The organism is Flavobacterium sp. KH_001 (assembly GCF_057840745.1).
Map to the genome: position 1 here is coordinate 4,761,429 of NZ_CM174520.1, position 12,511 is coordinate 4,773,939.

Sequence of the window (12,511 nt, forward strand, 5' to 3'; positions counted from 1 at the left end):
TTTATTTTTCGAATTGGTTTCGAAATAACACGCAAATAAATGTTAACTATATAATATTTTTATTTATTTTCGTACGTTTTATATTATCAAATAACACTAAATTCAAAAAAAATTAACAATCATTTTTTTATGAAAAAAATTATTTTATCTGCCATTATGCTATTCGGATTAGCATTTACGGCTCAAGCACAAATTGCTTCAAAAAATGCTCTGGGTCTACGCTTAGGAGGCAGTAACGGCTTTGGCGCCGAAGTATCATATCAAAGAGGTCTATCTGAAAAAAACAGACTTGAATTTGATTTAGGCTGGAAAAATGATAGTGACGTTAATTCTGTTAAAGGTGTAGGGCTTTACCAATGGGTTTGGAATATTGATGGAGGTTTTAATTGGTATGCAGGAGTTGGTGCAGGTTTATCCGCTTGGAATTATGATTATGACGGATCAGGATCTCATTACGGTAATGATAGCGGTGTTTATGTATTTGCAGCCGGAGACATTGGTATCGAATATGCTTTTCCAGAAGCACCAATTACATTATCATTAGACGCAAGGCCAGAAATTGGCTCTGGATATTATGACGATGACAATTTTGGATTTGACGTAGGTCTAGGAGTCAAATTCAGATTCTAAAATAAAAGTAAAAAACAACTGTAAAAGAAATCCTGTCGCTTAATTACGACAGGATTTTTTTTGAATCAAGGACAAATTAAACTTGAATTTCTTAATTGGCTGACTAGCAAAAGCTAAATCATTACACTCAAGCAACTTACCATTTACAATGAGTGATTTCACTAATCACTCATATTAATCACCATAAAAATGTGAATTATATAACAATTTTAAAAAGTATTATACGTTTTATCCTTTCGTATAAAAGTACATTTGAAAAAAATTAATAACCATTTTTTATGAAAAAAATCATTTTATCTGCCATTATGCTATTCGGATTAGCGTTTACGGCTCAGGCACAAGACATTGCTAAAAACGCTCTTGGATTACGCTTAGGAGACAATAACGGATTTGGAGGAGAAATATCGTACCAAAGAGGATTAAACGACAAAAACAGACTTGAGTTCGATTTAGGATGGAGAAACAGTAGCGATGTTGACGCTATTAAAGCAGTTGGTCTTTACCAATGGGTTTGGAATATCGACGGAGGTTTTAACTGGTACGCTGGTGTTGGTGCTGGTATCGCTGCCTGGGATCATGATTATTATAACGGAAACGTTAAATATAATGACAGCGGAACTTACGTTTTTGCAGCAGGTGACATTGGTATCGAATATGGCTTCAAAGAAGTGCCAATTCTATTATCTTTAGACGCAAGACCTGAAATTGGTTCAGGATATTACGACGATGATAATTTTGGATTTGATGTTGGTTTAGGAATCAAATTCAAATTCTAAAATAGAATTAAAAAATAATTGTAAAAGAAAACCTGTCGCTTTAACTACGACAGGTTTTTTTTATTTGTTATAATAAGCGAAATTACTATTTGATAACAATCTCTTTTTTTGAATGTATTTTTACAACAGTATAGGGATAAGTAATCACTTGCATCGTCATAGCATCAGGAGCCGGATTATTTTCTTTCACAGTGATAATGATATTTTTATCCGTTTCTTCTACTTTTTCAACTCCAATAGAATAGCCTCCAGTATTTTTCTCCCCCATATTCAAAATAACATAGTTCGAGTTACTAATATCATCCTGTTTCATTTTATCAGCCAAAAGAGGATCGTTTACTAACATTTTGATTTCATTTGGTTCTGTCAAAATCTCATAAAATTTGATATTTCCTCCCCCGTCAGATTGCGTTGTCAAAACTTCATATAAAGCTTTTGAATCTGATGTCTTTTTTGCTCCACAAGAAATTAAAACAAAAACTACTAAAACCGAAACTACTTTTTTCATTTACGTTACTTTAAAATTAATGTTTCTACTCTTTATAATCGTCAATTGCTTTCTGATACAATGCCTCATATATTGGAAGTATGTTTTTGATATCAAATTTCTTAGCCACTTCAAGAGCATTCGCTTTAAACTGATTTAAAACTTCATCACTTTCCAAAATTTTAATTGCATTTGCAGCCATTTCTTCAACATCTCCCACATTGCTCAAATATCCTGAAATACCGTTAAAATTAACCTCTGGCAAACCTCCCGAATTACTTGAAATTACCGGAACACCACATGCCATCGCTTCTAAAGCAGCCAAACCAAAACTTTCTGTTTCTGATGGAAGTAAAAACAAATCAGTCAGACATAAAATTTTGTCGATCTCATTACTGTTTCCAAAGAAAATTACTTTGTCGTAAATTCCTAATTCCATACATAAAACTTCCGCTTTTTCTTTTTCAGGACCATCACCAACCATCATCAATTTAGCCGGCATTACTTTCTGAATATTATAGAAAATCTTAATGATATCCGGAATACGTTTTACTTTTCTAAAGTTACTGATATGAGTAATTATACGCTCATTTTCCTTCGCCATCACATTACGATGACAAGGCGCAGTTGGGTCTTTTTTTACTTTATCCAGCTCAATAAAATTCGGGATTACCTTTATTTTATTCTTGATTTTGAATAATTTCAACGTATCATCTTTCAGACTCTGTGAAACCGAAGTCACATAATCTGATTTATTAATGCTAAAAGTTACGGCTGGTTTATAAAAAGGATGATTTCCTACCAACGTAATATCTGTTCCATGAAGCGTTGTAATCATCGGAAGATTAATTCCTTCATTTTTCAGCATTTGCTTCGCCATATAACCCGCATACGCGTGTGGAATTGCATAATGCACATGAAGCACTTCTATTTTATATAATTTCACCATATCAACCAATTTACTTGACAAAGCCAATTCATAAGGCTGATAATGGAAAAGAGGATATTCAGGAACGTTTACTTCGTGATAATGAACATTAGGATTTAAAAGTGCCAGTCTAACCGGCTGACTGTAGGTAATAAAGTGGATTTCGTGTCCGCGTCTGGCTAATTCGAGGCCTAATTCTGTGGCTACAACCCCACTACCACCAAATGTCGGATAACAAACTATTGCTATTTTCATGTATTAAATTTAGTACTACGAAAGTACTCAAAAATCACGTTTATTCCCGTATTTAAAATGTTAGATTTTTGTGAATCTTAGAAGCATCAGATTATTAATGCTTTAAATTATTATAATATTTTATACACTAAGATATGAATGATGGCCAGAAATTTTCTACTGTAATTTTTATCAGGAGCAGAAAATTCATTTTCAAAAGAACGACCTGTCCCGCTGTCCGTTATATCTTTTGTACCGAACCCCGGCACAAAAGGATATCACTCCCATCGGGGCTAGATTAGAGGTTTTAGTTTTTATAAGAACTATTCACTGGAAATCTTGTCAAAGTTGAGCTTTTATAAAACCCCAAAAAAAACCACATTAATTACTTAAAAATTAATTCATTAAAATCCGGAATCTCTTTTTCATTACCATTATACCAACTAGAATAAACAAATTCCTCAATTTCCTGAATGATCTCATTACTTATAACAACATTTGCCTGTTCTATAAAAGCTAAAATACCTGTATAACCAACGATAGTAGGATTGGTATCCATAAAAGGTTTTCCAGATACCTCGTTTATAGTAATTGTCCAAAAGTCCTGACTGAAAGAAGCTGCAAATTTCAAACCAGCCTTCAAAGCAATTTTCCAATCTTCAAATCCATTTATTCCCACATCAATAGAATTATTACAAATTTTCCCTTCAGGATAATTCTCTATAATTTTATTACCAGTTCCGTTCTTTTGAATATTTAAATTTACAACCGCAAGATGCAATCTTCCATTTTTAATTTTCATCCAACGAAACTCCCGACCAGAATATATCATTATTCAACACTTTTAAAATTATTTTTCAACTTCCTCAACCTTTGAAACAAAAAAAGGCATAAAACCGAAATTTCATGCCTTTCAAATATCTTATAAATATTTCTTAGAAAAATCTGCTATGCCAGCTATCAGCAGCAGGAACTTCCCAGGATTCATTAAATTCTTCAATATTATTCACCAAATTATTAAACACAATCGTATTCTCAGAAACCGATTTATCTTTAACCATTTTCTTAAAATCGATTAATGTTTTATGTGCAATATGCTCGCCATTTTTAAAAGTTACGTTCATTTTATCTAACAAATCAACGTTATACTTTTTCTCCAAACTCTGAATAAATTCAACGGAACTATCTATAGAACATCCTGTAGCAGCTTGCACATCCTGATTTACAGCCAAAATAATAAATCGGTTGTATTTTAATAAATATGAAGCTTCTAAACTAGTTCCGTGTGCTGCCCATTCTTCTACAAAAGCTTTTAGGTCAGTTTCAATTTCAGAAAATTCTTCCTCAGAAAATTTTCTGTTTGATTGATAAATCCAAACTCTGGATTCACCAGGTAAATTTTCAAAAGGTATATACATTTAATTTTAGATTTTAGATTGTTGATTTTAGATTACTGGATAGTTTCAAGTTAGATAACTTAGAACCTTAGAATCTTGGTATCTCAGAACCTTAGTTATAAATCTTGTGCATTTGCGATTAACTCCGCAATATCCATTACTTTAACTTGCCCTTCTTTTTCTTTATGTTTGATACCATCTGTTAACATCGTATTACAAAAGGGACAACCCGCAGCAATAATATCCGGTTGTACTTCTAAAGCATCTTCAGTACGCAAAACATTCACTTCTTTGTTTCCTGGTTCAGCATCTTTAAACATTTGTGCCCCACCTGCTCCACAACATAATCCGTTTGCTTTTGAGCGTTTCATTTCGACTAATTCAACATCAAGTTTCTGAATTAAATCTCTTGGAGCTTCGTATACTTTATTCGCTCTTCCTAAATAACAAGGATCATGAAAAGTAATTTTTTTTCCTTTAAACTGACCACCTTCAACAGTCAGTCTTCCCTCATCAATTAATGATTTTAAAAACTCAGTATGATGAATTACATCATACTGACCTCCCAATTCAGGATATTCATTTTTTAAAGTATTAAAACAGTGTGGACAAGCCGTAACAATTTTTTTAGCCTCATATGCATTCAAAACCTCGATATTCATCATGGCCTGCATCTGAAACAAAAATTCATTTCCAGCACGTTTTGCAGGATCTCCGGTACAACTCTCTTCTGTACCTAAAACTGCAAATGAAACATTGGTACGGTTTAAAATACGTACAAATGCTTTAGTAATTTTTTTTGCTCTATCATCAAAACTTCCTGCACAACCTACCCAAAACAAAACTTCTGGTTGTTTTCCTTCGGCTAACATTTCAGCCATTGTTGGCACTACTAAACTTTCTGACATCTTCTTTTGTTGTTAAATCGGTTAATCGTTAAATTGGTTAATCGCACTCTCTCTACTATAACCCTACTAAAAACCTCAAATATTTTACTCGATTAAACGGTTAAGCAAATAACCAATCAAATCTTAAATTTTAATTCTCGTTTTTCCAGTTCAATCTATCTTGCTGACTGTATTGCCATGGCGCTCCATTGTTTTCAATATTTGTCATCATAGCATTCAACGACATCGGAGCAGCACTTTGTTCCATTACCAAATAACGGCGCATATCCATAATAATAGATAATGGACTGATATTTACTGGACATTCTTCAACACAAGCGTTACAAGAGGTACAGGCCCATAATTCTTCTGGTGTAATATAATCGTTTAATAACGTTTTATTATCCGGAACAAAAACACCTTTATTAGCATCAATGTTTTTACCAACTTCCTGCAAACGATCTCTTGTATCCATCATAATTTTACGAGGAGACAATTTCTTGCCTGTTTGATTTGCCGGACAAGATGATGTACAACGTCCACATTCTGTACAGGTGTAAGCATTTAACAATTGAACCCAGTTTAAATCCTGAACATCGCATGCACCAAATTTACTCGGAGCAGCATTTTCATCAACCGGCGCCGCCGCAAACGGGTCAGCATTTGGGTCCATCATTAACTTCACTTCCTTTGTAACCGATTCTAAATTATCAAATTGCCCTTCTGGTTTCAAATTGGCAAAATAAGTATTTGGGAAAGCCAAAAGAATATGCAAATGTTTTGAGAAGTATAAATAGTTCATAAAAACCAAAATACCTGCAATATGCAACCACCAAAAAGCCTCAAACAATATAGCAACCAATTCATTTGACATTCCATTAAATACTGGAGCAATAAATTGGCTTATTGGAAAACTTCCTGCTTTATGAAAGTGTGAAAATCCTCCTGGTACATTTTGCAAATGCAAATCGGCAGCATCCATGAATAAAAACAAAAGCATTAAAACTGTTTCGAAATACAAAATGTAATTCGCATCACTTTTTGGAAATCCATTTAAATCCGGATTAATGAAACGTTTCAATCGGATCACATTTCTTCTAATCCAGAAAACTATAACAGCAAAGATTACCAGTATTGCTAATATTTCAAATGAAGCAATTAAAACATCATAAACTACACCTAAAAAAGGAGCAAAAACTCTATGAGTTCCAAATAATCCATCAATAATAATTTCAAGTAATTCTATATTTATGATAACAAACCCAACATATACTACAATATGCAATGCTCCCGCAACTGGACGTTTCACCATTTTAGATTGTCCGAGAGCAATCATAGCCATGTTTTTCCAACGTGCTTTTGGATTGTCTTTTCGATCTACATCTACTCCTAAGTTTATATTTCTAATGATTTTCTTTATACTTGAAGCAAAAAAACCAAAACCAGCTATCAGAAGTATAGCGAATAAAATATTATCTAAATAACTCATTCTTTATTATTTTTTTTCAGTTGTAGTGGCTTCTTCCGTAGGTGCAACGTATGGTTTGTTTTTCTTTCCAAAAAGAGAAACATTCACATAACGCGTTGGATATAAACGAACATCCTGTAATAATAATTCAAGCTCTTTAGAAGTTTTAGCCAAATTATTATACAAAGCATCATCATTTAATAATTTACCAGCAGAACCTTTTCCAGCATTTAGATTAGCCATAATACCATCAACTTTTGCTAAAGTTTGGTTTAAACTTCTAACTGTTTTACCTAAGTCAGCTTTATTTAAGGAATCTGAGATTTTATTGAAGTTACTTGACATTTTATTAAAGTTAGTAACTGCTCCGTTAATTTGTGCTTTATTAGTATCTAAGATAGAATTAATACTTCCTGAAGCTTTGTGAAACTGCTCCATTGTCTGACTCAATTCTGCTAATGATTTTTTAAGATCTTCCTGTCCTTTTTTATCCAGAACATTGTTTAATCCAGAAACTAGAGTATTAATATTCTCAAGCATCACATTCAGTTTCTGCTGAATTGGCTCGATTTTACCTCCTAAAGATTCTGTTAGACCTAATTCTACAGCTGGAGTTAAAGTTTGCCCATCAACTGCAAGTTCCTTGTCTGCAAGATTTGGTATAATCTTTATCTGTTTTCCTCCAATTAAACTTGGAGAATATAAAGATGCAGTGCTTGATTTAGAAACTGGAAAATCTGTTTTCAATTGCAATTCTACTAATAGTTTTCCAGTATTTTCGTTGATAGTGATTTTATTTACTTTACCAATCGCCAGACCATTTAATGTAACGGGTGCAGACTGAGCCAAATCTTCCACATTATCATATTCTACATAAAATGTTTTGTAATTTGTAAAAAGATCTCTGCCTTTTAAAAAGCTGTATCCCCAAATAAATAATAAAATTGACGCGATGACTAAAATAGCCGTTTTAATTTCTCTTGTTAGTTTCAAAATTCTAAGTGTTTGTACAAAATTAATATAAATATTCGAACTTGCGCTTATTATTTAGTAGCGTCCTGAATACTGATTTTTTCGCCATCCTTGTAAGCAATTAAAAAAGAAGCTCCATATCCTTTACTTTTAGCTTCTTGCAAATATTTTTGTGCCGCCTGGTAATCTGAAGTTTCCTGATAGAAATATTTATAAATATTATTTTCATACAACATTGTGACGTTTGTCAGCCCTTTAAAATTTTTAGGTTCTAATGGTGTTTTCTTGATACTGGCAATTAACTGTACTTTAAAAATAGTTCCTTTAGGTGTATTTTTATTTGCTGGAGGAGTAACAACCGTTTTTGGTTTGGCAGTATCTTTCACCGGTCGTGCATCTGCTAATTCTGGAACTCCAGAACCAAAATACTCTCTTTTATAACTTATAATAGCTTCAGCAATAGCTTTTGCAATATCGTTTTGCCCTTCTTCCGAATTTAAAATATTTCCTTCTGTAGGATTAGATACAAATCCTGTTTCAACCAAAACTCTTGGCATGTATGCTTTATGCAACACCATAAATGGTGCTTGTTTCACTCCGCCCTGACGAAGCTTTTTCCCTAACCTGTCAAAATTATCTTCAATTTTAGTCGCTAATGCGATACTATTATCTAAATATTCTTCCTGCATCAAGGTCATTGCCATCATAGATTCTGGCGAATTTGGATCGTAACCTTCATATTTACGTTTATAATCTTTTTCTAATGTAATAACCGAGTTCTCTTTTTTCGCTGCTTCAAGATTCGATGCTACTTTACTTAAACCCATTACATAAGTTTCAGTTCCATCTGCAGCGGTATTTTTATTCGCATTACAATGTATAGACACAAAAATATTAGAGTTAGCACGGTTCGCAATATTGGCTCTTTCAACCAAATCGATAAAAACATCGGTTTTACGAGTATAAATAACATTAATATTTGGACTGTCTTCTAATATTTTTCCAACTTTTAACACAATAGCCAATGCAATGTTTTTTTCAATTCTTCCGCTATATACGGCACCAAAGTCATGATCACCGTGTCCGGCATCAAGTGTTACCTTAAAAACATTTGCCTGACTGTATGCGCAAAATGAAATTATAGTTAGAAAAAAACTAAATATTAGCCTAGTTTTGTTAAATATATTCATAAATCTAAAAGTTAATTTTAATAAAATGCAACTGCTATAATTTTTACAATTGATTATTTTTGCCAAAAAATTATATGTAAGTTTGACATGTCAAAAAACAAGCCATACTTTTACAAAAATAGCATTTAAACCTTTGCATACAAACTTATTTAATATCGTTTTATTATCATTTTTCCTAACACTAGGATGTGGTAAATTATATTCGCAAGAGATAAAATCAAAAAAAAACGCATTACCTGCTGTAAAACAAACAGATAAACCTGTCACTACTGTACTTGATACTATAAAACTGGATACTGTTAAGCCTAAAAAGACTTTTCTGGACGGAAAAGTAAAATATAGGGCAAAGGATTATGCGAAAATCGATCAAAAAAGCAAACGCATCACTTTATATAACGAAGCTGAATTATATTATAAAGATGTAGAGTTAAAATCGGGTATAATCGTTTTGGATTATGAAAAGGACGAAGTATATGCCGGAAGAATAAAAGATTCTGCAGGTGTTTTAAGTCAATACCCTAATTTTAAGCAAGGAGCCAGTGAAGTTCAGCCAGATTCTATTCGCTTTAATTTCAAAACAAAAAAAGCTTTAATATTCAATTCCAGAACAGAACAAGGTGAATTTAAAATTAAAGCAGCAGTTACTAAAAAAGAAAACGATTCTGTTTACTTCTTAAGAGGTGCCCGCTTCACCACTTCAGCAGATGTTGACAATCCCGAATATTACTTTCAAACTAACAAAGTAAAGTTTATTCCCGGAAAGAAAGTAGTTACCGGCTTAACCAATATGGTTATTGCTGATGTACCTACTCCTCTCGCCTTGCCTTTTGCGTATTTTCCAATGAGTCAGGAGAAAAGTGTTTCCGGAATCATCATCCCAAGTTATAACGACTCCAATACAAGAGGATTCTCTTTACAGAATGGTGGTTATTATTTTGCCTTAAGTGATAACTATGACCTGACTGTATTAGGAGATTACTATACCAACGGAAGTTATGCCATGCGTTTTGAATCTTCGTATGCTACAAGATACAAGTATCGTGGAAATGTAAATATCCGTTTTGAAAACCTGATCAACAGCGAAAGAGGTTACCCTGATTATTCGAAGCAAAATATTTATAATATCCAATGGTCACACTCAAAGGATACTAAATCAAATCCGAACTCAAGTTTCTCTGCTTCGGTGAATATGGGTAGTAGTAAATATTTTAAGCAATCTATTAATCAGGCAAACGTTGGGTCAAATCTAAACAACACCTTAAGTTCGTCTATCTCTTATAACAAAACCTTTAATACAATCCCGGGAGCCCGTATTGCATTAACGGCAACACATCAACAAAATACACAAACAGAAGAAATTCAAATGACATTGCCTTCGTTACAAGGTAGTATTGATCGTGTTTATCCTTTTGTGGGTAAAGATGGTGTTAAAAAAGGTTTTATTAAAAACATCAACTTACAGTACAATGTTACCGGTCAAAATAAATTTGTAACAACCGATTCTTTATTCTTTAAACCTCAAATGTTTACAGATGCACAAATTGGACTACAACAATCTATTCCGATTAGTACAAACTTTAAAATATTTAAATATTTTAGTGCCGGAGCATCCACAAACTATCAGGAAACCTGGGTTACCAAAACGGTAGAAAAAAATTACGACACAAGTCAAAACCAAGTTGTAACACAAACTATCAACGGTTTTGACGCTTACAGGACCTATAACTTTAGTTCTAACTTAGGAACTACAATTTATGGTACTTTTAATTTTGGTGATGATAAAAGAATTCAATCGATTCGTCACGTTATGAGACCTTCTGTTACGTATGCGTACACTCCTAGTTTCGAAAAATATTATGACAACTATTATGTAGATGCTTCAGGAAAAATATCAAACTCTTATTCACGTTTTGACGGAGGTGTTTACGGAGCTCCTAGCAAAGAAAACTCAAACATCGTAGGCTTTGCCTTAAGCAATACTTTTGAAGCTAAAGTAAGAGATCGCGACAGCACAAAAACAGAACCTAAAAAAATAATGCTGCTGAACAACTTAAATTTCAGCACCAGCTATAATTTTAATGCTGACGGAAAAGACATTCTTGCCTGGCAGCCTGTATTAGTAAGTGGAGGGACACAACTTTTTGACAATAAAATGAATGTCAACTTCGGCGCTACATTAGATCCATATGCGATTGACAATTCCGGAAAGAAGATGAATACGTTCAACATTGACAATGGTGGTAGTTTATTCAGAATGACAAGTGCTAACTTAACTTTAAACTACTCATTTTCTAATAAAGGAACCAAAGAAGAAAACAAACAAAGTGAGCGGAATGGAGGTCGTAAAGATGACTTGTTTGGTACCAATACAGACTTAAACGACAGTCGTAATAGCCAGTTCGCCCAAGATAAAGAGGATGACGGCGAAGATGTCATAACCGAATTCTTCAATTCTAAGATTCCATGGGATATGACAATGGCCTACTCATTAACCTATTCCAATACAAATAGAGAAAGCAAGATTACCAACAACTCTATAATGGTTTCCATCAATATGGATATAACTCCTAAATGGAAAGGCGGAGTGTCTACCGGTTACGACTTTGTTCAAAAAGGAGTTACCTTTACGCAATTTCGTTTTGAAAGAGATTTGTTAAGCTGGAGAATGGCTTTTAACTGGACACCACTTGGAGAAAACTCAAACTGGAACTTCTTCATCGGAATTAAATCCGGAGTATTAAGTGATATTAAGTGGAATAAACGAAGTACTTCAAACCGATAATTCACATCGATTAAAATAATTATTATGAAAAAAATCATCTTTACCGAAAAGGCTCCCGCTCCAATCGGACCATACAATCAGGCCGTATTATCAGGAAATACACTATATGCCTCTGGTCAGATTGCAATAAATCCGGCTTCAGGAGAACTTGTTACTGAAAACATCAATGATGAAACAAAACAAGTAATGGAAAACATTGCTGCAATCCTTGAAGCTGCAAATATGACTTTTGAAAACGTTGTTAAAGCAACTATTTTCATTATGGACATGAATAACTTTGGAGCTATAAATACAATTTACGGATCTTTTTTTAACGAAAAAACCGCTCCAGCACGTGAAACGGTTCAAGTGGCATGTTTGCCAAAAAATGTAAATGTTGAAATCTCTATAATTGCAGTGCAATAGCATCTAATAATAATTGTGCCGTTGCTTCATTCGTTGCCAGCGGCACATTATGCACATCGCAAACACGAATTAACATATTTATATCAGCTTCGTGTGGATGACTTGATAATGGATCTTTAAAAAAGAAAACCATTTTTGTAATCCCTTCCGCCACTCTTCCTGCAATTTGCGCATCTCCACCTAATGGTCCGGAAAGCATTCTTTGGGTTTTAAAACCTGCCGCTTCTGCTTTTCCTCCGGTGGTACCAGTACCAATAAGCTTAATTTTTTCATGGTGTAAAACAGCTTCATTTTTAATCAAAAAGTCAATTAAATCTGCTTTTTTACCATCATGAGCAATAATCGCAATCTCCAT

Annotated in this window: 13 protein-coding genes; 4 read left to right on the plus strand and 9 right to left on the minus strand. The window is 33.5% G+C overall.

The window, feature by feature from the left end:
- Positions 1-129 precede the first annotated feature (129 nt).
- Positions 130-630, plus strand: coding sequence for a hypothetical protein (locus AC3ITQ_RS20175; RefSeq protein ID WP_489235905.1), 501 nt, complete (start codon positions 130-132; stop codon positions 628-630).
- A gap of 278 nt (positions 631-908) precedes the next feature.
- Positions 909-1,406: a hypothetical protein gene (locus AC3ITQ_RS20180; RefSeq protein ID WP_072972045.1), complete on the plus strand. Its 498-nt coding sequence runs from the start codon at positions 909-911 to the stop codon at positions 1,404-1,406.
- A gap of 85 nt (positions 1,407-1,491) precedes the next feature.
- Here the strand turns inward: AC3ITQ_RS20180 and AC3ITQ_RS20185 are convergent, their stop codons facing one another.
- The 8 genes from AC3ITQ_RS20185 to AC3ITQ_RS20220 form a co-directional block, all read right to left on the minus strand.
- On the minus strand, positions 1,492-1,914 hold the full coding sequence (locus tag AC3ITQ_RS20185; RefSeq protein ID WP_489235906.1) for a protease complex subunit PrcB family protein: 423 nt from the start codon (positions 1,912-1,914) through the stop codon (positions 1,492-1,494).
- Between the two features lie 25 nt (positions 1,915-1,939).
- Complete coding sequence (bshA, locus tag AC3ITQ_RS20190; RefSeq protein ID WP_489235907.1) at positions 1,940-3,076, minus strand: N-acetyl-alpha-D-glucosaminyl L-malate synthase BshA; 1,137 nt, start codon at positions 3,074-3,076, stop codon at positions 1,940-1,942.
- A gap of 364 nt (positions 3,077-3,440) precedes the next feature.
- Positions 3,441-3,887, minus strand: a complete 447-nt coding sequence (locus AC3ITQ_RS20195) for a hypothetical protein (RefSeq protein WP_489235908.1) — start codon at positions 3,885-3,887, stop codon at positions 3,441-3,443.
- 103 nt (positions 3,888-3,990) lie between these two features.
- Complete coding sequence (locus tag AC3ITQ_RS20200) at positions 3,991-4,473, minus strand: hypothetical protein (protein ID WP_056194321.1); 483 nt, start codon at positions 4,471-4,473, stop codon at positions 3,991-3,993.
- Between the two features lie 95 nt (positions 4,474-4,568).
- Entirely contained in the window at positions 4,569-5,360 is a 792-nt protein-coding gene (locus tag AC3ITQ_RS20205; RefSeq protein ID WP_489235909.1) for a (Fe-S)-binding protein, read from the minus strand.
- 130 nt (positions 5,361-5,490) lie between these two features.
- Positions 5,491-6,828: a 4Fe-4S dicluster domain-containing protein gene (locus tag AC3ITQ_RS20210; RefSeq protein ID WP_489235910.1), complete on the minus strand. Its 1,338-nt coding sequence runs from the start codon at positions 6,826-6,828 to the stop codon at positions 5,491-5,493.
- A 6-nt stretch (positions 6,829-6,834) separates the two neighbouring features.
- Positions 6,835-7,800 (minus strand): MlaD family protein, encoded by a 966-nt coding sequence (locus AC3ITQ_RS20215; protein ID WP_375032825.1) that lies wholly within the window; start codon positions 7,798-7,800, stop codon positions 6,835-6,837.
- A 50-nt stretch (positions 7,801-7,850) separates the two neighbouring features.
- Positions 7,851-8,969 (minus strand): N-acetylmuramoyl-L-alanine amidase family protein, encoded by a 1,119-nt coding sequence (locus AC3ITQ_RS20220; protein WP_375032824.1) that lies wholly within the window; start codon positions 8,967-8,969, stop codon positions 7,851-7,853.
- A gap of 82 nt (positions 8,970-9,051) precedes the next feature.
- Between AC3ITQ_RS20220 and AC3ITQ_RS20225 the strand changes: the two genes are divergently transcribed.
- Together AC3ITQ_RS20225 and AC3ITQ_RS20230 are read left to right on the plus strand one after the other, a co-directional pair.
- A complete protein-coding gene (locus tag AC3ITQ_RS20225; RefSeq protein ID WP_489235911.1) occupies positions 9,052-11,751 on the plus strand; it encodes a putative LPS assembly protein LptD in 2,700 nt (899 codons plus the stop codon).
- Between the two features lie 24 nt (positions 11,752-11,775).
- On the plus strand, positions 11,776-12,156 hold the full coding sequence (locus AC3ITQ_RS20230) for a RidA family protein (protein WP_489235912.1): 381 nt from the start codon (positions 11,776-11,778) through the stop codon (positions 12,154-12,156).
- On the opposite strand, the gene AC3ITQ_RS20235 is transcribed toward AC3ITQ_RS20230, so the two are convergent.
- Positions 12,137-12,511 (minus strand): methylglyoxal synthase, encoded by a 375-nt coding sequence (locus tag AC3ITQ_RS20235; RefSeq protein WP_072973259.1) that lies wholly within the window; start codon positions 12,509-12,511, stop codon positions 12,137-12,139. The genes AC3ITQ_RS20230 and AC3ITQ_RS20235 overlap by 20 nt on opposite strands.

Coding starts and splice junctions, on each gene's coding strand:
- AC3ITQ_RS20175 (WP_489235905.1), top strand. CDS start 130: ATGAAAAAAATTATTTTATCTGCCATTATGCTATTCGGATTAGCATTT.
- AC3ITQ_RS20180 (WP_072972045.1), top strand. CDS start 909: ATGAAAAAAATCATTTTATCTGCCATTATGCTATTCGGATTAGCGTTT.
- AC3ITQ_RS20185 (WP_489235906.1), bottom strand. CDS start 1,914: ATGAAAAAAGTAGTTTCGGTTTTAGTAGTTTTTGTTTTAATTTCTTGT.
- bshA (WP_489235907.1), bottom strand. CDS start 3,076: ATGAAAATAGCAATAGTTTGTTATCCGACATTTGGTGGTAGTGGGGTT.
- AC3ITQ_RS20195 (WP_489235908.1), bottom strand. CDS start 3,887: ATGATATATTCTGGTCGGGAGTTTCGTTGGATGAAAATTAAAAATGGA.
- AC3ITQ_RS20200 (WP_056194321.1), bottom strand. CDS start 4,473: ATGTATATACCTTTTGAAAATTTACCTGGTGAATCCAGAGTTTGGATT.
- AC3ITQ_RS20205 (WP_489235909.1), bottom strand. CDS start 5,360: ATGTCAGAAAGTTTAGTAGTGCCAACAATGGCTGAAATGTTAGCCGAA.
- AC3ITQ_RS20210 (WP_489235910.1), bottom strand. CDS start 6,828: ATGAGTTATTTAGATAATATTTTATTCGCTATACTTCTGATAGCTGGT.
- AC3ITQ_RS20220 (WP_375032824.1), bottom strand. CDS start 8,969: ATGAATATATTTAACAAAACTAGGCTAATATTTAGTTTTTTTCTAACT.
- AC3ITQ_RS20230 (WP_489235912.1), top strand. CDS start 11,776: ATGAAAAAAATCATCTTTACCGAAAAGGCTCCCGCTCCAATCGGACCA.
- AC3ITQ_RS20235 (WP_072973259.1), bottom strand. CDS start 12,511: ATGGAGATTGCGATTATTGCTCATGATGGTAAAAAAGCAGATTTAATT.